Consider the following 22,443-nt stretch of genomic DNA (forward strand, 5'->3'; position numbering starts at 1 on the left):
ACGATGGAAACGACACAGGACATGACGGGCTTCACCGTCGACTACGGTTTGATCGAAGAGATCGCCAGCACCTTGTATGTCCGTTCGCTCAAGCAGTTGCCGCCGGACGTGAAGGACGGCATTGCCAAGCTCGAAGCCAGCGAGCGCAACGACACCGCGCGCCGCGTGCTCGGCACGATGCGGCAGAACATCGTGGTAGCTGAGCAAGCCGACAATCTGCTGTGCCAGGACACCGGCCTGCCGATCTACAACGTCACGCTCGGTGAGGGTGTGCGCTTCGACGGCCTGCGGTTGAAGGCCGCGATCCGCAGCGGCTGTGCGCGCGCCACGCATGAGCATCCGCTGCGCTCGTCGGTCGTGCATCCGCTCACGCGTCACAACGAGCAGAATTCGTGCGGCGCCGGGGTGCCCGTGATCCACATCGATTTCGACGCGACGCCGGGCACGCTGTCGATCGAAATGATTCCGAAGGGCAGCGGCTCGGAGAACAACTCGTTTCTGCGCATGGCAATTCCAGCCGAGGGTGTCGACGCGATCCGGCGCTTCGTGATCGACTGCGTGGTCGAGGCCGGTGGCAAGACCTGTCCGCCGACGATCGTCGGCGTGGGCGTCGGCGGCACCTCGGACCTGTGCGTCGCGCTGGCCAAGCGGGCGGCCACGCGGCCGCTCGGCACGCACTGCGGCGACGAGCACGGCGCGGCGCTGGAGCGGCAGATGTCGGCGGCGGTCAATCAGCTGGGCGTCGGGCCGCAGGGGCTCGGCGGCGATGCGACCGCGTTCGCCGTGCATGTCGAGCTCGCGGCGACGCACATCACGATGAACCCGGTCGCCGTGAACATGCAGTGTCATTCGGCGCGGCGCGCGCGCGCCACGCTGAGCGCGCAGGGAGTCGAGTATGGCTACTGAAACGTCCATGAGCACACCGTTAAGCACACCGGCGAACGGCACGCATCACACGCTCGACATGCCCGCGAGCGACGCGCAGATCCGCGCGCTGCGCATCGGCGACACGGTCACGCTGAACCGCACGCTGTTCGGCATTCGCGACGCCACCCAGATTCATATGTTCGATCACGGCCGCGCCACGCGCTTCGATCTGCGCGGCCACGCGGTGATCCATACCGCGCCGAACGTGCGGCGCGTCGACGTCTCGCCGCAGCATCCGGCGGGCTACGAGCCGGTGTGCATCGGCACGACGACGTCGATGCGCATGGAGCGCTTCACCGCGCCGCTGATGCAAACCTGCGGTGTGCGCGCGGTGATCGGCAAGGGTGGGCTCGGCGCGGCGTCGAGCGCGGCGTTCGCGGAGTTCGGCGGCGTGTACCTCGCGATCGTCGGCGGCACGGCGGCGCTCGAAACCACGTGGATCGAGCAGATCGAAGACGTCGATCTCGACGATCTCAATCCGGAGTCGCTGTGGCGTTTGCGCATTCACGGCTTCGGGCCGCTGCTGGTTGCGATGGACAGTCACGGCGGCAGCCTTTACACCGCCGTCCAACAGAACACGCGCACGCAGCGCGACGCGGTGCTCGCGTCGCTCGGCATTCGTGCTTGAGGCATCGGAGAGCGCATCGCGATGAAACAGTTCGATACCGACATCCTCATTCTGGGCAGCGGCGGCGCGGGCCTGTTCGCCGCGTTGCACGCGCAGGCCGCCGCGCCGCACCTGCGCATCACCGTTGCCGTCAAAGGGCTGCTCGGCAAATGCGGCTGTACGCGCATGGTGCAGGGCGGCTACAACGTCGCGCTCGCGCCGGGCGATTCGGTCGAGCGCCATTTCATGGACACGATCGAAGGCGGTAAGTGGCTCTCGAATCAGGACCTCGCGTGGATGCTGGTGACGGGCGCGCTCGAACGGATTCGTGAACTCGAAAACGAACTGGGCTGCTTCTTCGACCGCAACCCGGACGGCTCGGTGCGGCAGAAAGCGTTCGCCGGGCAGACGTTCGACCGTACCGTGCACAAGGGCGACCAGACCGGCATCGAAATCATCAACCGGCTTGCGGAGCAGGTGTGGGCGCGCGGCATCGAGCGGCTCGAAGAGCATCGCGCGGTCGAGTTCATCCGCAGCCGCGACGGCGCGACGCTCGCCGGCGTGCTGATGATCGACATGCGCAGCGGCGAATTCGTGTTCGTGCGCACGCGCGCGGTGCTGCTTGCGACCGGCGGCGGCCCGACCATGTATCGCTATCACACGCCGAGCGGCGACAAGAGCTGCGACGGCATGGCGATGGCGTTGCGCGCCGGCCTCACGCTGCGCGACATGGAGATGGTGCAGTTTCATCCGACCGGATTGCTCGCGGGCGCGGGTACGCGTATGACCGGCACGGTGCTCGAAGAGGGGTTGCGCGGCGCGGGCGGCTATCTGCTGACCGGCGCGGGCGAGCGCTTCATGCAGGCGTACGACCCGCGCGCCGAGCGCGCCACCCGCGACGTGGTGTCGCGCAGCATCTTCCGCGAATTGCGCGCCGGGCACGCGACGCCCAATGGCGGCGTCTATCTGCAGATGCATCATCTCGGCGCGGACAGCGTGCGTCAGAAGTTCAAGGGGATGGTCGAGCGTTGCGCCGATTGCGGTTTCGATCTGGCGGGCGGCCTCGTCGAAGTGGTGCCGACCGCGCACTACATGATGGGCGGCGTCGTGTTCGACGCGCAGTGCGCGACCACGTTGCCGGGCCTGTTCGTCGCCGGCGAGGATGCAGGCGGCGTGCACGGCGCGAACCGGCTGGGCGGCAATGGCGTCGCGAATTCGACGGTGTTCGGCGGCATTGCGGGCGACACACTGGCGGCTTGGGTGCCGCGTCACGGCTATTTCGCCACCGCCGACACGGACGCGCTCAACGCGGCGATGGCGCGTTGCACGCGTCCATTGCATCAGCCGCCGGGCGACCTCGAAGCGATCCGCGACGCGCTCGCCGAAGTGATGTGGAACGACGTCGGCATCCTGCGCGACGCCGAGGGGCTCGAACGCGCGCGCCGCCAGCTCGGCGAACTGGAGACGCAGCTCGAACAGACCGGCGTCGACGGCCGCGACTTACGCTTCAATCTGTCGTGGCACGACTGGATGAATCTGCGCAACCTGATCCTCGTGAGCCGCGCGATCACCGAATCCGCGCTGCTGCGCGAGAACTCGCGCGGCGCGCATTATCGCGAGGACTTTCCGGAAGCGGGCGATCTGGAGACGTCCGAATACATGTGCCTGCGCCTCGAAGGCGAGCGCTTCGCCGCGAGCCGCCAGCGCGTTCAGTTCACGCGGGTGCGGCCGGGCGAGTCGTTGCTTGAAGAGGAAAGCTCGGCGGTGTCGATGAAATGACGCTTGACCGCGTCCGTGAACGCCTCGCGCGGATGATCGCGCCGCTCGAGCAGCCCGACCCGGCGCGGCGTCACCCGCTCCGGCAAGGGCGTCACCTGGAGCCCCGACTCGCGGGTCCAGTTCGCGTTGGCGAGCAGCGGCACGATCGACACGCCGAAGCCGCGCCGCACCATCTCCGAGATCGCTTCGATCGAGTTCAATTCCATGATTTCGTGGCGCGCCGTGCCGAGTTGGCGCAGCGCGTTGTCGACCAGCACGCCGGTCCACGTGTGACGGTCGAAGCGGATGAAGGGCTCTTCGAGCAGCGCGTCGATCGACGCGTGCGGCGCGCCCGCCGGTGAGATGAACACCATCGGCTCGCTATACAGCATGGTCCATTTGAGCGCGGCCGGCAATGCGGACGGCGACTGCGCGACGATCGCCGCATCCAGTTCGCCGCTTTCCACGCGTGCGGCGAAATCGCTCGACAAGCCCGTGAACAGCTTCAGATCGAGACGGGGATAGCGCTGCTTGAGCTTGAGCATCGCATCGGCGAACGCGCCCATCAGCGATGACACCAGCGCGCCCACGCGCACCGTGCCGGACAGTTCACCGGCGTCGCCGGTCGCGAGAATCTGGCGGTAGTTGGCCACCAGCGTTTCCGCGAGCGGCAGCACCGCGCGGCCTTGCGCGCTGAGCGATACCGAACGCGCCGCGCGATCGAACAGCACGAGGTCGAGATCGCGTTCGAGCGAGCGCATCTGCAGGCCGACCGCGGCCTGCGTGAGACACACTTCCTCAGCGGCGGCCGCGAAGGAGCCGTGCCGCGCCACCGACAGAAACGTCACGAAATAGCGGATTGCACTCACGGCGGTCCCGGTTCGGTTCGTTCATCATGTTACCTTCATTGCATGCCCCAGCGCTGCACCGTGTGACGCTCCAGCACGCGGAAAATCAGGTTCTCGACCGCGAGTCCGATCAGGATCACCGTGAACAGTCCGGCAAACACGTTGGCGATGTCGAGCAGGTTCTTGTTCTCGTAGATGAACCAGCCGAGACCACCCGAACCCGAACTCACGCCGAACACCAGCTCCGCTGCGATCAACGTGCGCCACGCGAAGGCCCAGCCGATCTTCAGCCCGGTCAGGATGCTCGGAAACGCGGCGGGCACGAGAATCTGCCACACATAGCGGCCGCCGCGCAGACCGTAGTTGCGCCCGACCATCTTCAGCGTATTGCTCACCGACAGAAATCCCGAGTGCGTATTCAATGCGACCGACCACGTCACCGAATGCACCAGCACGAAGATCAGGCTGCCGTTGCCGAGGCCGAACCAGATCAGCGCGAGCGGCAGTAGTGCGATGGCCGGCAGCGGATTGAGCATCGAGGTCATCGTCTCCAGAAAATCCGTGCCGATGCGCGAGGTAATCGCCGCCGCCGTGAGCAGGGCCGCGAGCACGATCCCGCAGGCGTAGCCGATCAGCAGCACATGGATCGACGCCCATGCCTTGCCCGGCAGTTCGCCGCTCGCGATGCTTTTGAAGAACGCCTCGATGGTCGCGCTGAAGGTCGGAAAAAGCAGCGGATTGTTCAGCACGCGGCCATAGATTTCCCACACGCCCGCGAGCAACAGCAAGATGATCAGCTTGCGGATCCATGCCTGGTTGTAGAGCCGCTCGAACGGCGACAACGGCTTTTCGACGACGCTGAACTCGCGGGTTTCCGCGGGCTCGCGGACCACCTCGGAGCGCCGCACGACCGCGGGCGCGTCGCGCTGACCGGAACCGTCATGAGTAAGCATGTCAGACATTTTCCGCCCTCTCGATCTCGTCTTCGAACAGCATGTGCTGGATGCGCTTTTCGAGCGCAACAGCCTCTTGCGGCGTGCTCGCCGTTTCCAGTTCGGCCTTTACCTGGCCCGGGTGCGGCGACAGCAGCAGAATCCGGCTGCCGACCTTGATCGCCTCCGGAATCGAGTGCGTGACGAACAGCACCGTGAAGCGCGTCTCCTCCCACAGCGCGAGCAGTTCGTCCTGCATCTTGCGGCGCGTGAGCGCGTCGAGCGCGGCGAACGGTTCGTCCATCAGCAGGATGTCGGGCTCCATCGCCATGCCGCGCGCAATCGCGACGCGCTGCTTCATGCCGCCCGAGAGCGTATGCGGATAGCTGTCGGCGAACGAAGCGAGATTGACCTTCTCGATGTAGTGCATCGCGCGCTCTTCGATCTCCTTGCCGTGCAGCCGATGCGAGGCCTGCAGCGCGAACATCACGTTCTGCCGGACCGTTTTCCAGGGCAATAGCTGGTCGAATTCCTGGAACACCATCATCCGGTCGGGGCCCGGCCGCGTGACCGTCTTGCCCTTGAGCGAGATCGTGCCTTCGGTCGGCGCGAGATAGCCGCCGACGCTCTTCAGCAAGGTCGACTTGCCGCAGCCGGACGGCCCCAGCAACACGAAGCGATCGCTCTTGAACACTTCGAAGTCGACGCGGTAGGTCGCCATCACGAGCGTCTTCGGGGTCTTGTATTGCAGCGTCACGCCGCGCACGGCGAGTAGCGGCGCGGAGTCGGGATAAGGCGTGGCTTGAGTCGCGGCGCGCATGTCAGCTTCCTTGCAGGGATTGAGCGGTGGGGAAGAACATGTCCTTCCACGAGGCCGGCTTCTTCTTGATCAGACCGGTGCGCGCCATGAAGTCGGCGTATTTGATCGTGTTCTGCGGGACCGTGGTGAACGACACGTTGGGCGACGTGATCATTTTTTCCACTTCCTCGACGCTGCTCTTCTCCTTCGAGATGCGCAGGTAGGCGACCGCGGCTGCGTGCTTGTCGTGATTGATCCACGCCTGCGATTCATTTAGCGCGTCCATGAAGGCCTTCGTGAGTTTCGGGTTCTCCTGATAGAAGCGCGTCGTGCACCAGACCAGATTGAAACTCGACTTGCCGCCGAGCACGTCGTACGAATTGAGCACCGTATGCACGTTCTGCTTCTGCAATTCCTGCTCCTGGAACGGCGGCGAACCGAAATGCGCGGTGACCTCGCTGTTGCCGGACATCAGCGCCTGCTGCGCATCGGGATGCGAGAGCGACACGGTGTATTTGTCGAGCTGTCCCTGGTTGCCCGCGCCGAATGCTTTTTCGGCGGCCATCTGCAACGTGATCGCCTGGATCGACACTTTGGCCGCCGGCAACGCGATCTTGTCCTGGCCGGTGAAGTCCTTCAGCGTCTTCACTTTCGCGTTGGTCGTATTGAGCAGCAGCGGCATCGAATTGATCGCGGCGAGCGCCTTGACCTCGACCGGCGTGCCGGCGGTGCGCGACCACAGCAGCACGAGCGGCGCGACGCCGCCCGAGGCGATCTGCAACGAGTTGGAGAGCAGCGAGTCGTTCATCACGTTGCCGCCCGCGAACTCGACCCACGACACCTTCAGATCCTTGATGCCCTCCTGCGCCGCGTGTTTCTCGAACAGCTTCTGGTCCTGCATGATCATCAGCGGCAGGTAGCTCACGCCGTATTGCCGCGCGATCTTCACCTCGCTCAGTTCGGCTCGCGCGGCGCCGGCGGCCAGCATGGCCGACAGGACACAGCTCATGCCGATCGTTCGAAACAGTCTCTGCACGTTCATGGCTGGCACACCCTATGTTGGTGGAGCGCCGTGGCGGCGCGCGTGGGGAAGATCGGACGAAAGCGGGGCGAGCAGGGGGAGGGCCGCTAGGGCGTGCGCGTGGGCGCGCGTGCCTGAATGAATGACCGGGGATGCGGCGCCGGCGCGAATAGCGCGAGCGCCGTGAAGAGTGGGGCAAGCATCATGCGTGTCTCCAGTGGCCGGTGGTGCGCGGCGTGACTTTTTCGCGCACGGGCGCCGGCATGCGTTCAGCTTTTTTCGGATGCATCTCGAAGCGCCTGACGCCGCCTCGAGATGATCGGTGTTATTTAGGTCATCTGTATGAGTGTGGAGTCTAGGCGATGATGTAGGCGAAATCAAACTCGGGGAAACGCGAGATCGCGCACCGGGCTCGACGGATCGGCGCGCAGCCGCTCTGGCACGGGCCTCGCAGGCCGCGAGCGGCGCGGCACTAGTGGAAAACACTCCTCTAACACATATAGATGACCTAGTTGACATCCGCTAAGTCGCCGCCTAATATCGATTCACCGCAGCGCGTTTCGAGCGCGTTGCCCCGGCGGCACCCCACCGCATTCATCACACGAACGGAGACGCTAATGAGCAATCCCACGGCAGACATCAACAGCACCCCGGCAGCGGGTGCGTCGCCCGAACGCAAGACGATCCACATCGTTCTGCACGAAGCGAAGGACACAGTCGGCGTGGCGGTCGTCGAGGGCATCAAGGCGGGCACGCAACTGAACGCATGGATCATGGACGACGACGAGATCGTCAGCTTCCCGGCGAAGCAGGACATTCCGATCGGTCACAAGGTGGCGCTCAAAGACATGGCCGTGGGCGACACGGTGTTCAAGTACGGCGTGGACATCGGCAAGGTGGTTGCGCCGATCAAGGCCGGCGAGCACGCGCACGTGCACAACATCAAGACGAAGCGCTGGTAAGCGGCGCTGCCGCACCACGCAGCGAGCACTATCACTTCGCGGAATCGAGCCGCACCAACCCGAACGAGAGAGACACCATGAGCGTGATTGACCTGGATACGACTTTCCGCGGCTATCGTCGCGACAATGGCCGCGTGGGCGTACGCAACCACGTGATCATCCTGCCGGTCGACGATCTGTCGAACGCCGCGGCGCAAGCGGTCGAACACAACATCAAGGGCACCATGGCGCTGCCGCATCCGTATGGGCGGCTGCAGTTCGGCGCCGATCTGGATCTGCACTTCCGCACGCTGATCGGCGCGGGCAGCAATCCGAACGTCGCGGCGGTGATCGTGATCGGCATCGAGGAAGGCTGGACCAAGCGCGTGGTCGGCGGCATCGCGAAAACGGGCAAGCCGGTGATGGGCTTCGGCATCGAACTGCACGGCGATCACGACACGATCATGCGGGCGTCGAAGGCGGCAAAGGAAATGGTGCAGTACGCGACCTCGCTCGATCGCGAGGAGTGTTCGATCTCGGATCTGTGGGTGTCGACCAAATGCGGCGAGTCGGACACCACGTCGGGCTGCGGCGCGAATCCGACCGTCGGCAATGCATTCGACAAACTGTATGGCCTCGGCACCACGCTCGTGTTCGGCGAGACCTCGGAGCTGACCGGCGGCGAGCAGATCGTCGCCGCGCGCTGCGCGAACGACGGCGTGCGCGAGCGCTTCCAGTTCATGTTCGACCGCTATCAGGAGATGATCAACCGCTGGAAAACCGACGACCTCTCCGAGTCGCAGCCGACCAAGGGCAACATCGCGGGCGGCCTGACCACGATCGAAGAGAAGGCGCTCGGCAACATCCAGAAGATCGGCAAGAAGTGCATGGTCGACGGCGTGCTGGACAAAGCCGAGGAGCCGACGCATGCGGGGCTGTGGTTCATGGACTCGTCGTCGGCGGCCGCCGAGATGGTGACGCTGTGCGCGGCATCGGGCTTCGCGGTGCATTTTTTCCCGACGGGGCAGGGCAACGTGATCGGCAATCCGATCGTGCCGGTCATCAAGATCTGCGCGAATCCGCGCACGGTCCGCACGATGGGCGAGCATATCGACGTGGACGTGACCGGCATCCTGCAGCGCGAGCAGAATCTCGACCAGAGCGGCGACAAGCTGCTCAAATGCATGATGGCCACGATCAACGGCCGCTTCACCGCGGCGGAAGCGCTCGGTCATCGCGAGTTCGTGCTGACGCGTCTGTTCGAAAGCGCCTGATTGCGGCGGTCCGGCCGCTGCGTTCATCTGGTAGTCTCGCTTTGCAGGATTAGCAGGCAAGCCCGCCAGCCACGAACGGAGCGGCCCCCACATTCCCGGCGCACGCCGGCACGGAGACCGGCCGCGAAGCCGCCCGTGCCGGCATTTCAGGCGGCAGCGGCGCCGGCTCGACATCTGGCAGCAGCGAGTGGAGGAGACACCATCTTGCGCGTGCTCAAACATCTCTACGTGCAGGTCCTGATCGGACTTGCCGCCGGTATTCTCGTCGGTTATTTCTGGCCTAAGTTCGGTGTGGAAATGAAACCGCTTGGCGATACGTTCATTCGCCTCATCAAGATGCTGATCACGCTCGTGATCTTCTGCACCGTGTCGGTGGGCATCGCGCGCATGGAAAGCCTGAAGCAGGTCGGCCGAGTCGGCTTCAAGACGCTGCTGTACTTCGAGGTCGTGACCACCGTCGCGCTCGTGCTCGGCCTCGTCGTCGCGAACGTGCTGCGCCCGGGCGAGGGACTCAACATCGATCCCGCTTCGCTCGATACCCACGCGATGTCGCATTACGTGGCGGACGCGCACGTGAGCTCGTCGGGCTTCATCGACATGATCGTGCCGAACTCGGTGGTGGGCGCGTTCGCTCGCGGCGATCTGCTGCAGGTGCTGCTGTTCTCGGTGCTGTTCGGCATCGCGCTGTCGATCATGTCGCAACGCAGCCGCTTGCTGATGCGCGGCATCGAGCAGTTCGGCGACACGCTCATGCGCATCGTCGAGATGATCATGCGGCTCGCGCCGCTCGGCGCATTCGGCGCGATTGCGTTCACGGTCGGCAAGTACGGCATCGGCACGTTGCAGCAACTGGGCCTGCTGATCCTGTGCTTCTACATCACCAGTATCCTGTTCATCGCGATCGTGCTCGGCGCGGCCGCGCGCTGGGCCGGCGTGGGGCTGTGGCCGCTTCTGCGCTACTTCCGCGAGGAACTGCTGATCGTGCTCGGCACGTCCACCACGGAATCCGTGCTGCCGCGTCTGATGGAGAAGCTCGAACGCATGGGCTGCCCGCGCGCGATCGTCGGCCTCGTGCTGCCCACCGGCTATTCGTTCAATCTCGACGGCGCGGCGATCTATCTGACGATGACCTCGCTCTTCATCGCGCAGGCCACCAACACGCATCTGACGCTGATGCAGCAGGTCGGGCTGCTGGCGATCCTGATGCTGACCTCCAAAGGCGGCGCGGGGGTGGCGGGCGCGGCGCTGGTCGCGCTGACTGCCACGTTGTCGACCCACAACATCATTCCGGTGGCGGGCATCACGCTGATTCTCGGCGTCGACCGCGTGCTCAACGAAGTCCGCGCGCTGACCAATATGATCGGCAACGTGGTGGCGACGCTGGTGGTCGCGCGCTGGGAAGGCGCATTCGATGCGCGGGCGGCACGCGAATTCCTGGCCGCGCCGCGCGAAGTGCAGGCGCAGGTTCAGGCGCCGCGGCAACCGCAGCCGAAGCCGCAACCGGCGCACCCCGGTCTCGACGAAGCCAGCCGCCTCGCCGCGGGAAAGGGCGGCTAAATGACGACCATCGCGAAGAAGATCGTCATCAGCGAGTTCATGGACGAGGCGGCAATCGACACGTTGCGGCAACGCTTCGACGTGCGCTTCGATCCCACGCTGTTCGGCGAGCCCGAGCGGCTCGCCGCCGAACTGGCCGACGCGCACGCGCTGATCGTGCGAAACCGCACCCGGGTCACGGCGGCGCTGCTCGATGCCGGCGCGAACCTCAGCGTGGTCGGACGGCTCGGCGTCGGTCTGGACAATCTGGATCTCGCCGCCTGTGCCGCGCGTAACGTGGCCGTGTTCCCGGCGACCGGCGCGAACGCGCAGGCCGTCGCCGAATACGTGATCGCTACCACGCTCGTGTTGCTGCGCGGCGCGTATCTGCACAGCGCCGAGGTCGCGGCGGGCGCCTGGCCGCGCGAGGCTTTGTCGAGCGGGCGGGAAGCCGCCGGCAGCGTGCTGGCGGTGATCGGCTTCGGCGGGATCGGCCAGCGGGTCGCCGGGCTGGCGCGCGGACTCGGCATGACGGTGGTCGGCTACGATCCGCAACAGCCCGCCGCCGCGCCGTGCTGGCGCAGCACCGGCGCACGCGGCATGGCGCTCGACGATGCGCTCGCGCTCGCCGATGTCGTCACGCTGCACGTGCCGCTCTCCGACGCGACGCGCCATCTGCTCGATAGCGAGCGCATCGCGCGGCTCAGGCACGGCGCGATCGTGATCAACACGGCGCGCGGCGGCACGCTCGACGAACATGCGCTCGCCGCCGCGTTGCGCGAAGGGCGCCTGGCGGGCGCCGCGCTCGACGTCTTCGCGGACGAACCGTTGCGGCGCGGCTCGCCGCTTGCCGATGCGCCGAACCTGATTCTCACGCCGCATATTGCCGGCTTGACGAGGCAGGCCAACGAGCGGGTGAGTTCGCTCGTCGCCGAACGGGTGGCCGCGGCGTTGACGGACACATCACCGGACGCCAACCCGGATGCGACGCCAAAGGCCATGTCAAACTGACGCCCCCTGAACCACCCAACCAGAGGAATGATCGATGGCCCGACTGCTTCCCGACGCGCTCACCGAGCTTGCCGTCGGCTCACTGCGTCACGCCGGCGCGTTGCCGGCAACCGCTGACTCGACGGCGCGCGCGCTGGTCTATGCCGACCTGCGCGGCTTGTCGTCCCACGGCGTGTCGCGTCTGCCGATGTATTGCGCGCAGTTGCGCAACGGCCGCGTCGATCCCGCCGCGCACGCGGCCATCGTCGCGGATCGCGGCGCGACGGTGCTGATCGACGCCGCGGACGGTCTCGCGTATCCGGCCTGCGATCTCGCGGTGTCGACATTGATCGAACGCGCGCGGCAATTCGGCAGCGCGGTGGCGGGTGTGAAGCGCAGCCATCACTTCGGCGTGGGTGCGGCTCATCTCGCCGCGCTGGGCGCAGCGGGCATGGTCGCGCTCGCGTTCAGCAATTCGCCGGGGGCGATGCCGGCGTGGGGCGGCCGGCGCGCGCTGTTCGGCACCAATCCGATCGCGGCGGTGTTCCCGCGTCGCAACGGCGAGCCGCTCGTGATCGACCTCGCGCTGTCGCAGATCGCGCGCGGCAAGATCGCGATCGCCGCGCGCGACGGCAAGCCGATTCCCGAAGGCTGGGCGACCACCCGCGACGGCTTGCCGACCACCGACGCGCGTGCCGCGCTCGACGGCATGATGCTGCCGTTCGGCGGCGCGAAAGGCGCGATGCTCGCGCTGGTCGTCGAGTTGCTGGCGGCCGCGCTGACCGGCGCGAACTTCGGCTACGAAGCGGGCTCGTTCCTGACCGAGGAAGGCGAGCGCTCGCGCATCGGCCATCTGTTCTGGGCGATCGATCCGGGCGCGCTCGCCGGCGACGACGCTTATCTGTCGCGCGTGGAAGCGTTGATCGGGATCATGCTCGAGGACGACGACGTGCGCTTGCCGGGTTATCGGCGCGAAAGCCTCGCGCGGACGGCGCAGCAGGAGGGCGTCGAGATCCCGGACGCGTTGATCGCGCAACTGCAGGGACGCGGTTGAACGCGCACGGCCAGTCAGCCCGTGGTTGAAACAGCGCCTCACTGAAAGCCCGACGGAAACTATCGGCCACGCGGATAGTTTCCGTCGCGAATCGCGATTTCCCTTCTGACGCCAGCGCGAATAGGATGGTCGGTACTGCACCATCCCGCTGCACCCCCGCAGCAGCGACGGAGATTCCGCATGGAACACCACGCCCGCACGCAGAACGAACGGCTCGACATCAAAACCACCACCTGCTACATGTGCGCCTGCCGCTGCGGCATTCGCGTGCATCTGCGTGACGGCGAGGTGCGTTACATCGACGGCAATCCGGAGCATCCGCTGAATCAGGGGGTGATCTGCGCGAAGGGCGCCTCCGGCATCATGAAGCAGTACTCCCCCGCGCGCCTGACCCAGCCGTTGATGCGCAAGGCCGGTGCGGAGCGGGGCAGCGCACAGTTCGAGCCGGTATCGTGGGAAGTTGCCTTCGACGTGCTTGAAAAGCGCCTTGCCGCGATCCGCGGGACCGATCCGAAGAAATTCGCGCTCTTCACTGGCCGTGACCAGATGCAGGCGCTGACCGGGCTGTTCGCCAAACAGTTTGGTACACCCAACTACGCCGCGCATGGCGGCTTCTGCTCGGCCAACATGGCGGCGGGCATGATCTACACGATAGGCGGCTCGTTCTGGGAATTCGGCGGGCCGGATCTGGACAGCGCGAAACTGTTCTTCATGATCGGCACCGCCGAAGACCATCACTCGAATCCGCTGAAGATCGCGATCTCGAAGTTCAAGCGCGCGGGCGGCCGCTTCATCGCGATCAATCCGATCCGCACCGGCTATGCGGCGATCGCCGACGAGTGGGTGCCGATCAAACCCGGCACCGATGGTGCGCTCTTCATGGCGTTCCTGCATGAACTGATCGCCGCCGACGCGTGGGATCACGAGTTCGTGCGCCGCTATACGAACGCGGCGGAACTCGTCGATCTCGACGAGGCCAGCGAAAACTTCGGCCTGTTCGTGCGTGATCAGGAACGGCCGGCCGGCAATCCGCTGTTTCCGCAGAATCATTTGTGGTGGGATGCAGAAGCCGGGCGCGCGGTGCCGCATCACGCACCTGGCGTGACGCCCGCGCTCGACGGCCGCTATACGCTCGGCGACGGCACGCCGGTCACGCCGTCGTTCGCGTTGCTGCGCGAGCGCGTGGCCGACTGCACGCCCGAGTGGGCCGCCGAAATCACCGGCATCGCGGCGGATACGATTCGCCGCCTCGCGGGCGAGATGATCCAGACGAGCCGCGAGCACCGCATCACATTGCCGATCCGCTGGACCGACGCATGGGGCGAGACGCACGAAACGGTGACCGGCAACCCGGTGGCCTTTCACGCGATGCGCGGACTCGCCGCGCACTCCAATGGCTTCCAGTCGATCCGCGCGCTCGCGGTGCTGATGTCCTTGCTCGGCACGATCGACAGTCCCGGCGGCTTTCGCCACAAGTCGCCGTTTCCGCGCGCGGTGCCGCCCTCGGCCAAACCGCCGAACAGCCCCGACGCCATCAAGCCGAACACGCCGCTCGCGACCGGCCCGCTCGGTTGGCCCGCCGCGCCCGAAGACCTGTTCATCGACGAACACGGCGGCCCGGTGCGCATCGACAAGGCTTTCTCGTGGGAATATCCGCTCGCCGTGCATGGCGTGATGCATAGCGTGATCACCAACGCGTGGCGCGGCGATCCGTATCCGATCGACACGCTGATGATTTTCATGGCCAACATGGCGTGGAATTCGTCGATGAACACGATGAAAGTCCGCGAGATGCTCGCCGACAGGCACGCGAACGGCGAGTACAAGATTCCGTTTCTCGTGGTGTGCGACGCGTTCCAGTCGGAGATGACCGCCTTCGCCGATCTGATCCTGCCGGACACGACCTACCTCGAACGGCACGACGCGATGTCGATGCTCGACAGGCCGATCTCCGAATTCGACGGTCCGGTGGATTCGGTGCGCGTGCCGGTCGTGCCGCCCACGGGCGAGTGCAAACCGTTCCAGGAAGTGCTGATCGAACTCGCGTCGCGGCTGAAGTTTCCCGCGTTCACCACCGCCTATGGCGTGCGGCGCTTTCGCGACTATCCCGACTTCATCATCAATCACACGACCGCGCCGGACTCCGGCGTGGGCTTTCTGATCGGCTGGCGCGGCAAGGATGGCGACAAGGCGCTGGTGGGCGAGCCGAATCCAAAGCAATGGGAACAGTACGCGAAGAACAATTGCGTGTTCCATTACCGGCTGCCCGAGACGCTGCAGTACATGCGCAACTGCAATGGCCCGTATCTAGACTGGGCGGTCAAGAATGGCTTTCGCAAATTCAACGAGCCGATCCTGATCCAGCTTTACTCCGACGTGATGCAGAAGTTCAGGCTCGCCGCGCAAGGGCGCACGAGCGGCAGGCAGCCGCCGGATCATCTGCGCGCGCGCGTAGAAAAGTACTTCGATCCGCTGCCGTTCTGGTACGCGCCGCTCGAAAGCGCGGCCACCGATCTCGCGCGCTTCCCGCTCGCTGCCGTGACACAGCGCCCAATGGCGATGTACCACTCGTGGGACTCGCAGAACGCATGGCTGCGGCAGATTCATGGGGAGAACTATCTGTACATGAACCCGTTGATGGCCGCCGAAAACGGCATCGAGGATGGCAGCTGGATTTACGCGGAATCGCAATGGGGTCGCGTGCGCTGCATGGCGCGCTTCAGCGAGACCGTCGAGCCTGGCACCGTGTGGACGTGGAACGCGATCGGCAAGGCGGCGGGCGCATGGAATCTCGGCCCGGGCGCAAACGAAGCGCGGCGCGGCTTCCTGCTCAATCACCTGATCACCGACGAACTGCCCGGTCGCGACGCAGCGGCCTCGCGGCTGTCGAACTCCGATCCGGTGACCGGCCAGGCCGCGTGGTACGACGTGCGCGTGCGGATCTATCCGGCTGAAGCCGATGCGCGGCACACGCTGCCGCAATTCGACGCGATGCCGGCACTGCCGGGTTCGAACGGCGTGGTCTCGCGGATCGTGCAAACCTACTTCGCGGGACGAGGCGAGTTCGCGGCGCGGCTGCGGGGCGCGAACCGGCGGGAGTAGCGGCGCACTTGCGAGCGCAAGTCGCAACGCAAGTGGCGAGGTCAAGCAGCAAAGCAAGGGCGGTGGCAGCAATGGCGCCACTGAAAGCGGCAAGCACTGTCTAGCTGGCAGGGGCAAGGAGCGTTAGATGACCCAGATGGCGTTGGTGATCGATCTGAATGTGTGCGTGGGATGCCAGGCGTGCGTGACGAGTTGCAAGGAGTGGAACACGTCGGGCGAATCGGGCAGTCTCGCCGACCTGAACCCGTACGACGCGGACCCGTCCGGCACCTTCTTCAACCGCGTGCAGACTTTCGAAGCCGGCAGTTTCCCGAATGCCGAGACGATCCATTTTCCGAAATCGTGTCTGCACTGCGAGGACCCGCCGTGCGTGCCGGTCTGTCCGACCGGGGCGAGCTACAAGCGTAAGGAAGACGGCCTGGTGCTGGTCGATTTCGACCGCTGCATCGGCTGCAAGTACTGCGCGTGGGCGTGTCCGTACGGCGCGCGCGAACTCGACGAAGCGCGCAAGGAGATGACCAAGTGCACGTTGTGCGTCGATCGCATTCACGATGAAAATCTCTCCGAGCGTGATCGGCAGCCGGCCTGTGTGCTCGCGTGCCCGACCTCGGCGCGGCTCTTCGGCGACATTCACGATCCGCAGTCGGTGGTGTCGAAAGCGATCGAGGAGCGGGGCGGCTATCAGCTGATGCCCGAGTGGAACACGCGGCCCGCGAATCATTATCTGCCGCGCGTGCCCACCGCGGCGTCGGGCTGCGGCAGCGACGCGTGCTCGTGCAAAGTGGCCGGCTCGTCCGCTACCGACGCGACGCTCCCACCCGCTTCGCCAGACGCGCAACTGGAGCGCGGCGAACTGCATCTCGCGTCGATGGCGACGCGCATCTAAACGCGCATCTCAACGCCCATCCAACGGAATCCACACAGGACCTCACGATGAATCCGGCATTCTCCGTAGTTTTCCTCACTACTTTAAGCGGCGCGGCCCAAGGCTTGCTGATCGCGCTCGTCGGCGTGGAGAGCGCGGCGCAACTGGGTTTCGTCGCGCCCCCCACGGCTGCGTTCTATGTCATCGGCGCGGCGGTGTCGGTGCTGTTGGGCGGGCTCGGGCTGATCGCGTCGTTCTTCCATCTCGGTCACCCCGAGCGCGCATGGCGGGCGATCGCGATGTGGCGAACCTCGTGGCTCTCGCGTGAATGTCTGTGCCTGCCGGCGTTTCTCGCCTGCGCGTTTTTTTACGGCGTCGCGCACGGGTTCGGTTCGCCGTGGTCGCTCGCGCTGGGCTGGCTCGGCGTGCTGGCGAGCGCGACGCTGTTCGTCTGCACCGCAATGATCTACGCGTGTCTGCGCTTCCTGCAGGAATGGGCGACGCCGCTCACGCTGGTCAACTTCGTGCTGCTCGGCTGCGCGTCGGGCTTCACGCTGGTCACGGCGCTGAGCGCGTGGTGCGCGCCCGCGTTGACCGTGGGGCTCGCCGTCTGCGCATGCGCGCTCACGCTCGCGGGCTGCGCGAGCCGCTCGGCGTCGCTGGTGCGCAATGCGCGTTTGCGGCCGAAGTCGACGGTGCAAAGCGCGACCGGGATCCGCAATCCGAAGCTCGTGCAGGTGTCGCGCGGCTTCACGGCCGGCGCGTTCAATCTGCGCGAGTTCTTTCACGGCAAGTCGGCGGGGACGCTGCGCGGCATCAAGTGGGGTTTTCTCGTCACCGCGTTCGTCGTGCCGGTCGTGCTGATGGCGCTCGGCGCGCGGCTGGATTCGATCGGCGTGTCGCTCGGATTGCTGGCCGCGGCCTGTCTCGTGCAGTACGCGGGTCTCGTCGCGGAGCGCTGGTTCTTCTTCGCCGAAGCGAAGCATCCGCAGAATCTCTATTACGCGAGAGTCGGCTGAAACGCGGCTTCGCAGGATTGCGCGGTGGCGCAGCGGGATGCAGGGGGATCGGATCGAGCAAGGTGATGCTGTTGCGTGCCTCGCAGATTGACGGTTGAGGGCGTCGGCCGGCGCCCTCAACCAAGGTCAACCAACGTCCACGGCTTTACCCGCACGCCCCCACTTCACCGCACGCCGTACAGAAATCACATCCGTCCTTGCGAATCACCGCGTTCGCACCGCAAGACCCGCATTTGCGCCCGAGCATCGTGTGCAGTCCCTGCGCGCCGCCGGGCTGCGCCAACACATCGGCTTCGGCACTGGCGTCAGCGGGTGGCGGGCGCAGCCCGAAGTCCGCCGACAACGCCGTCTCAGCTTTCATCTGGCCACGCGGCAGACGCGCCAGCATGCGCGACGGCACCTGATTGCCCTCGGCATCGAGAAAGCCCCGCCGATGCAGAATCTGCTGGATCGCAAACGCGAGCGCGGCCACTTCCGAATCGTGCCAGCGCGGCGCGCGATGCCCGTCAAGGCGTTGCACGTCGCCGAGCCGGACCTGTCCGCGATCCCACGAGACCTTGCGCATATCCTGCAGGTTGCGCGCGACGAACCCGCCGCGCGCGGCGAGCGACAGCGAGCGCATCGTCGCCGTGATCCATTGCTGCGATTCGTCGCGCTGGCCGGTGGGGATGAAGAATTCGATCGGCCGCTCGATCGTCACGTCCTCACCGCCCAGACGCCCGGTCACCTCGATGAACGACGCCGCCACGTAGAGCGACTTCTTGCCGGCCTGGGTCAGATATTCGACCTTCTCGATGATCGCCGGCAACTCGCCTTTGGGCCGATGATCGATCGCGATACGCAACGGATCGAGATCGTTCTCGGCGAGCGTGTCATCCGCTTGCGGCGGGCTCACGCTGAGCACCGCGCCGAGCGTCTCGTTCGGGCGATACGTGGCGAGGCCCTTGAGGCCGTTTTTCCACGCATCGAAGTAGAGGCTTTCGAACGCTTCGAACGGATAGTCGGCGGGCACGTTGACCGTCTTCGAGATCGACGTGTCCACGTAAGGCTGCACGGCCGCCATCATGTCGAGGTGGTCGCGCGCCGACATCTGCAGCGCGCTGACGAAATAGTCCGGCAGATTCTTCACGTCACCGCCGAGTTCGCGATAGAGCCGGTATGCGTAGTCCTCGACGTCGAACGATTCGCGCCCGCCATCGGCCATCACCTTCATGCGCGTGTAGGTCCACGAGAAGGCCGGCTCGATGCCGTTCGACGCGTTGTCCGCGAACGCGAGGCTCACGGTGCCGGTCGGCGCGATCGACAGCAGATGGCTGTTGCGGATGCCGTCGCGGCGGATCGCCTGCTTGATGTCCTCGGGCAGGCGCGACGCGAAGGTGCCGGCTTCCAGGTAGCGCTCGGCGTCGAACAGCGCAAACGCGCCGCGCTCTTTCGCCAGCTCCACCGACGCGCGGTACGCCTCGTCGCGCATCAACTGCGCGATGCGCACCGCGAAGAAGCGGCCTTCCTGCGAGTCGTAACGCAAGCCGAGCATCACGAGCGTGTCGCCGAGACCGGTGAAGCCGACGCCGATGCGCCGCTTCGCGCGCGACTCGTCGTATTGCTGCGGCAGCGGCCACAGCGTGACGTCGAGCACGTTGTCGAGAAAACGCACCTGCGTGCGGGTGCGCCGCGCGAGACCGTCCCAGTCGAACGAAGGCTTGCCGCCTTTCATCTGCGCGAACGGATCGATCACGAAGCGCGTCAGGTTCAACGGTCCGAGATTGCAGCAGCCGTACGCCGGCAACGGTTGCTCGCCGCACGGGTTGGTCGCGCGGATGGTTTCGACGGCGCGCAGATTGTTGTCCTCGTTCATCCGCGAAATGAACACGATGCCGGGTTCCGCGACGTCATAGGTGGAGCGCATGATGCGGTCCCAGATCTCGCGGGCCGGGCGTTCGCTGTACACCCACTGGCCGTCGTCGCGTTGCCGCACGTCGCCGGCCGCGCGCAGCGCCGGCGACGGCTCGGCGCGGTGCACCAGTTGCCAGGGCTGATCTTCTTCGACGGCGTGCATGAACTCGTCGGTGACGCCGACCGACACGTTGAAGTTGTTCCAACGGCCCTTCGAATGCTTGGCCTCGATGAATTCGAGCAGGTCGGGATGGCTGCAATCGAGCACGGCCATTTGCGCGCCGCGCCGCGAACCAGCGCTTTCGACCGTGCGGCACGACGCGTCGAACACGTCCATATAACTGCACGGCCCCGACGCCGACGAACTCGTGCTGTGAACGCGCGCGCCCTTGGGCCGGATCGCGGAGAAGTTGTAGCCTACGCCGCCGCCGCGGCGCATGGTTTCGGCCGCTTGCAGCAGCGCGACGTAGATGCCGGGCAGGCCCTGCTCGTCGACGCCCTGGATCGCGTCGCCGACCGGCTGCACGAAGCAGTTGATCAGCGTGGCGGCGATGCCGGTGCCCGCTGCGCTCATGATGCGGCCGGCGCCGAGCGCGCCGTGCCGCAGATTGTCGATGAACAGCGCCTCGATCGATTCGCGCAGCGCCGGCGGCTCGGCCTCGGCGACGCCGTGGGCGACGCGTTTGAACACGTCGTCGGCCGATTGCTCGTCGCCTTTCGCGTATTTTTCGAGCAGGACGTCGATGGAGAATTGTTGCGGAGCGACGAGGGGAACGGGGAGCGCTAGTGCCGCGCGGGTGTCCGGCGTGTCTTCTGCCATGGTAGGCCCTCAAACGGCGCCGCAAAGGGCACGGCGCGGTGGGTGGAAATGCGGGTCACTTTACCGTCGCGCAGGAAGCCGGCGGCTGACTTGTCGCAATGAGGTCCACCTTAGCGCACGTGGCGAAGGGCCGCAATCGGAGGTGTTCGGCGCGCGGTGTCACGCGTGTGGCGAATGCCGCCCCGTGCACCAGCCCGTGCGAGGGGCGGTTTGCCGGGCCATCGGCGCGATGCGCGCGACGCCGGCAAAGAACCTGGCAGCAAGAGTGGGGGGCAGGGTGAGCGCGCAGCGGCGGCTCGAAACTTCAGGCTTCCGCCAGCGCGCAGAGGATTTCGGCGCAGATCATCGCGGAAGCATTCGACGGCGCGGGCCGTTCGGCGGGCTTGAATACCGCGTCGCCGCGGCGGATCTTGCGGCGCGATACCGCGCAGGTGCCGGAGGTATGCGCCGACCTGCGGCGCCAGCGTTGCTCGCCGTAATGACATCGCCCCGGTTCTACCCAGCGGATCACCAGCGTCGTGTCGGAGCGCTCGAGAATTTCGATGCGTACGCCATTGGTACCGTCAAGGGGGATGGACTCTAAGGTCATCATCATCGGCTCCGTAGTGTGGTGTGCCGAATGTAGTCCCGTGCGCGCCGGATAGCCATTGTGCCGCGGTTGAAACACTGTTCTCCAAATAGCAACAATGCCGCTTGACATTTGCGATCGCCCGAAATGACGGACGTTACGCGCCGTTGTTATGCAAATTTTTAATAGTGTGAGTTTTTGCAACGGAGTGTTGACTGGAGCGCGACGCAAGCGCCGCCTGCAGAGGGCACCGGTGCTCCTTTAAGATAGGGCTCTTCGATGAGCCGCCGACCGGGCGCTGCCAGTGTAGCGGGTTTGGTTTTTTCCGGTCGGCTCGCGCACACAACTCAAAAGAGCAGAACCCTATGATCTCACGCCCGCCCGACACCTCGTCCGATCGACCGGTCCCGCCGGATCGCCTGAAAAAGCAGAAGGCGGCCTCGCTCGCGTTGTACATCGGACTGGTGCTGCTGGCGGTGTGGGTCGTACGCGACTTCATCGTGGTGGTCGCGTGGGCCGGGGTGGTCGCGATCGCGCTGTGGCCGCTGTTGCGCAAGGTCGAGGGCAACCGCTGGTTCACCGGCCGCACCACGCTGATCGCCGCGGCGCTGACGCTTGCGATTGCGCTGCTGGTGGTGCTGCCGGTCGGCGTCGGCATTGCTCAGGCGCTGCGCGAGGCGCACGACCTGAACGAATGGTTCAGGAGCGCGCGGGAAAACGGCATCGCGCTGCCGGATTTCGTCGCGCGTTTGCCGTTCGGCGTGCAGCAGATTTCCGAGTGGTGGCAGGCCAATCTCGCTCAGCCGCTGCGGGATTCGGCGGCGATGAAGGGCCTGCACAACCCCACGGTAATGACGCTCGGCCGCCGCTTCGGCGTGCGTGCGCTCCATGCGGTGGTGGTGTTCGGCTTCATGCTGGTCACGCTGTTTGTGATTTTCCAGGCGGGGCCGCGCCTCTCCGGAGCGCTGGTCAGAGCCGTGCGGCGCGGCTTCGGCGACGACGGTGCCGAGCTTTTGCAACGGATGGCCGCCGCGGTGCGCGGCACGGTGTCGGGGCTGGTCGTGGTGGGACTCGGGGAGGGAGTCTTGATGGGCGTCGCCTATTTCGTGACCGGCTTGCCGCATGTCGCCTTGCTCGCCTTCATCACCGCGATCGCCGCGATGCTGCCGTTCTGCGCGCCGATCACGTTCGGCCTCGCGGCGCTGTGGCTGCTCGCGCAGGGCTCGGTGGCCGCGGCCATGGGGCTGGTCGTGTTCGGCTCGATCGTGGTGTTCGTCGCCGAGCACTTCGTGCGGCCCGTGCTGATCGGCAATTCGACGCGCCTGCCGTTCCTGCTCGTGCTGTTCGGCATTCTCGGCGGGGCGGAGACGTTCGGGCTGCTCGGCATCTTCATCGGGCCCGCGCTGATGACGGTGCTGATGGTGTTGTGGACCGATCTGGTGCGATAGGGGCAGCGTTTTCCACTGGTATGTCGGCGTGATTTCGCCAG

General features: G+C 65.8%; 18 protein-coding genes. 12 read left to right on the forward strand and 6 right to left on the reverse strand.

Annotation, left to right across the window (positions count from 1 at the left end):
• Positions 1–3 precede the first annotated feature (3 nt).
• Genes PQQ53_RS20865 through PQQ53_RS20875 form a run of 3 tightly spaced genes read left to right on the forward strand, consistent with a single transcriptional unit; the run spans position 4 to position 3,313 of the window.
• Positions 4–906, forward strand: coding sequence for a fumarate hydratase (locus tag PQQ53_RS20865; protein WP_408148428.1), 903 nt, complete (start codon positions 4–6; stop codon positions 904–906).
• A 7-nt stretch (positions 907–913) separates the two neighbouring features.
• The gene (locus PQQ53_RS20870; RefSeq protein ID WP_408157174.1) at positions 914–1,555 is read left to right on the forward strand and encodes a fumarate hydratase C-terminal domain-containing protein; all 642 of its coding nucleotides are present in this window, start codon (positions 914–916) and stop codon (positions 1,553–1,555) included.
• A gap of 21 nt (positions 1,556–1,576) precedes the next feature.
• Positions 1,577–3,313, forward strand: coding sequence for an L-aspartate oxidase (locus tag PQQ53_RS20875; RefSeq protein WP_408325856.1), 1,737 nt, complete (start codon positions 1,577–1,579; stop codon positions 3,311–3,313).
• Here the strand turns inward: PQQ53_RS20875 and PQQ53_RS20880 are convergent.
• Genes PQQ53_RS20880 through PQQ53_RS20895 form a run of 4 tightly spaced genes read right to left on the reverse strand, consistent with a single transcriptional unit; the run spans position 3,244 to position 6,913 of the window.
• Entirely contained in the window at positions 3,244–4,161 is a 918-nt protein-coding gene (locus PQQ53_RS20880) for a LysR substrate-binding domain-containing protein (RefSeq protein ID WP_408325859.1), read from the reverse strand. The two genes, PQQ53_RS20875 and PQQ53_RS20880, sit on opposite strands and share 70 nt — an antisense overlap.
• 35 nt (positions 4,162–4,196) lie before the next feature.
• Positions 4,197–5,102 carry an ABC transporter permease gene (locus PQQ53_RS20885; protein WP_408148421.1) on the reverse strand — a complete coding sequence of 302 codons (906 nt, stop codon included), beginning with the start codon at positions 5,100–5,102 and terminating at the stop codon, positions 4,197–4,199.
• Positions 5,095–5,892 (reverse strand): ABC transporter ATP-binding protein, encoded by a 798-nt coding sequence (locus tag PQQ53_RS20890; RefSeq protein WP_408325862.1) that lies wholly within the window; start codon positions 5,890–5,892, stop codon positions 5,095–5,097. Before PQQ53_RS20890 ends, PQQ53_RS20885 begins: the two co-directional genes overlap by 8 nt.
• Before the next feature lies 1 nt (position 5,893).
• The gene (locus PQQ53_RS20895) at positions 5,894–6,913 is read right to left on the reverse strand and encodes an ABC transporter substrate-binding protein (protein ID WP_408157168.1); all 1,020 of its coding nucleotides are present in this window, start codon (positions 6,911–6,913) and stop codon (positions 5,894–5,896) included.
• Between the two features lie 596 nt (positions 6,914–7,509).
• Here PQQ53_RS20895 and PQQ53_RS20900 point away from each other — a divergent pair.
• The 8 genes from PQQ53_RS20900 (at position 7,510) to PQQ53_RS20935 (ending at position 17,673) form a co-directional block, all read left to right on the forward strand.
• Positions 7,510–7,854 carry a UxaA family hydrolase gene (locus tag PQQ53_RS20900; RefSeq protein ID WP_246291102.1) on the forward strand — a complete coding sequence of 115 codons (345 nt, stop codon included), beginning with the start codon at positions 7,510–7,512 and terminating at the stop codon, positions 7,852–7,854.
• Positions 7,855–7,931: 77 nt separating this feature from the next.
• Complete coding sequence (locus PQQ53_RS20905) at positions 7,932–9,107, forward strand: UxaA family hydrolase (RefSeq protein WP_408325865.1); 1,176 nt, start codon at positions 7,932–7,934, stop codon at positions 9,105–9,107.
• A gap of 204 nt (positions 9,108–9,311) precedes the next feature.
• Positions 9,312–10,664, forward strand: coding sequence for a C4-dicarboxylate transporter DctA (gene dctA / locus PQQ53_RS20910; protein WP_408325868.1), 1,353 nt, complete (start codon positions 9,312–9,314; stop codon positions 10,662–10,664).
• The gene (locus tag PQQ53_RS20915) at positions 10,665–11,654 is read left to right on the forward strand and encodes a hydroxyacid dehydrogenase (RefSeq protein WP_408325871.1); all 990 of its coding nucleotides are present in this window, start codon (positions 10,665–10,667) and stop codon (positions 11,652–11,654) included.
• Between the two features lie 34 nt (positions 11,655–11,688).
• Entirely contained in the window at positions 11,689–12,687 is a 999-nt protein-coding gene (locus tag PQQ53_RS20920) for an Ldh family oxidoreductase (protein ID WP_408148408.1), read from the forward strand.
• Between the two features lie 180 nt (positions 12,688–12,867).
• Positions 12,868–15,789 carry a molybdopterin-dependent oxidoreductase gene (locus tag PQQ53_RS20925; RefSeq protein ID WP_408325874.1) on the forward strand — a complete coding sequence of 974 codons (2,922 nt, stop codon included), beginning with the start codon at positions 12,868–12,870 and terminating at the stop codon, positions 15,787–15,789.
• Between the two features lie 127 nt (positions 15,790–15,916).
• Positions 15,917–16,675: a 4Fe-4S dicluster domain-containing protein gene (locus PQQ53_RS20930; RefSeq protein ID WP_408325877.1), complete on the forward strand. Its 759-nt coding sequence runs from the start codon at positions 15,917–15,919 to the stop codon at positions 16,673–16,675.
• A gap of 47 nt (positions 16,676–16,722) precedes the next feature.
• The gene (locus PQQ53_RS20935; protein ID WP_408325880.1) at positions 16,723–17,673 is read left to right on the forward strand and encodes a dimethyl sulfoxide reductase anchor subunit family protein; all 951 of its coding nucleotides are present in this window, start codon (positions 16,723–16,725) and stop codon (positions 17,671–17,673) included.
• Between the two features lie 145 nt (positions 17,674–17,818).
• Here the strand turns inward: PQQ53_RS20935 and PQQ53_RS20940 are convergent, their stop codons facing one another.
• The gene (locus tag PQQ53_RS20940; protein ID WP_408325883.1) at positions 17,819–20,386 is read right to left on the reverse strand and encodes an adenosylcobalamin-dependent ribonucleoside-diphosphate reductase; all 2,568 of its coding nucleotides are present in this window, start codon (positions 20,384–20,386) and stop codon (positions 17,819–17,821) included.
• A gap of 304 nt (positions 20,387–20,690) precedes the next feature.
• The gene (locus PQQ53_RS20945; RefSeq protein WP_121323857.1) at positions 20,691–20,975 is read right to left on the reverse strand and encodes a DUF3331 domain-containing protein; all 285 of its coding nucleotides are present in this window, start codon (positions 20,973–20,975) and stop codon (positions 20,691–20,693) included.
• A 344-nt stretch (positions 20,976–21,319) separates the two neighbouring features.
• On the opposite strand from PQQ53_RS20945, the gene PQQ53_RS20950 reads away from it, so the two are divergent.
• The gene (locus PQQ53_RS20950; protein ID WP_408148398.1) at positions 21,320–22,402 is read left to right on the forward strand and encodes an AI-2E family transporter; all 1,083 of its coding nucleotides are present in this window, start codon (positions 21,320–21,322) and stop codon (positions 22,400–22,402) included.
• Positions 22,403–22,443 lie beyond the last annotated feature (41 nt).

Origin of the sequence: Paraburkholderia strydomiana, assembly GCF_046030495.1 — a bacterium.
GTDB classification, from domain to species: Bacteria; Pseudomonadota; Gammaproteobacteria; order Burkholderiales; family Burkholderiaceae; genus Paraburkholderia; species Paraburkholderia strydomiana_A.

Coding starts and splice junctions, on each gene's coding strand:
- PQQ53_RS20865 (WP_408148428.1), top strand. CDS start 4: ATGGAAACGACACAGGACATGACGGGCTTCACCGTCGACTACGGTTTG.
- PQQ53_RS20900 (WP_246291102.1), top strand. CDS start 7,510: ATGAGCAATCCCACGGCAGACATCAACAGCACCCCGGCAGCGGGTGCG.
- PQQ53_RS20925 (WP_408325874.1), top strand. CDS start 12,868: ATGGAACACCACGCCCGCACGCAGAACGAACGGCTCGACATCAAAACC.
- PQQ53_RS20895 (WP_408157168.1), bottom strand. CDS start 6,913: ATGAACGTGCAGAGACTGTTTCGAACGATCGGCATGAGCTGTGTCCTG.
- PQQ53_RS20930 (WP_408325877.1), top strand. CDS start 15,917: ATGACCCAGATGGCGTTGGTGATCGATCTGAATGTGTGCGTGGGATGC.
- PQQ53_RS20920 (WP_408148408.1), top strand. CDS start 11,689: ATGGCCCGACTGCTTCCCGACGCGCTCACCGAGCTTGCCGTCGGCTCA.
- PQQ53_RS20875 (WP_408325856.1), top strand. CDS start 1,577: ATGAAACAGTTCGATACCGACATCCTCATTCTGGGCAGCGGCGGCGCG.
- PQQ53_RS20940 (WP_408325883.1), bottom strand. CDS start 20,386: ATGGCAGAAGACACGCCGGACACCCGCGCGGCACTAGCGCTCCCCGTT.
- PQQ53_RS20915 (WP_408325871.1), top strand. CDS start 10,665: ATGACGACCATCGCGAAGAAGATCGTCATCAGCGAGTTCATGGACGAG.
- PQQ53_RS20950 (WP_408148398.1), top strand. CDS start 21,320: ATGATCTCACGCCCGCCCGACACCTCGTCCGATCGACCGGTCCCGCCG.
- PQQ53_RS20935 (WP_408325880.1), top strand. CDS start 16,723: ATGAATCCGGCATTCTCCGTAGTTTTCCTCACTACTTTAAGCGGCGCG.
- PQQ53_RS20870 (WP_408157174.1), top strand. CDS start 914: ATGAGCACACCGTTAAGCACACCGGCGAACGGCACGCATCACACGCTC.
- PQQ53_RS20890 (WP_408325862.1), bottom strand. CDS start 5,892: ATGCGCGCCGCGACTCAAGCCACGCCTTATCCCGACTCCGCGCCGCTA.
- PQQ53_RS20905 (WP_408325865.1), top strand. CDS start 7,932: ATGAGCGTGATTGACCTGGATACGACTTTCCGCGGCTATCGTCGCGAC.
- PQQ53_RS20885 (WP_408148421.1), bottom strand. CDS start 5,102: ATGTCTGACATGCTTACTCATGACGGTTCCGGTCAGCGCGACGCGCCC.
- PQQ53_RS20945 (WP_121323857.1), bottom strand. CDS start 20,975: ATGACCTTAGAGTCCATCCCCCTTGACGGTACCAATGGCGTACGCATC.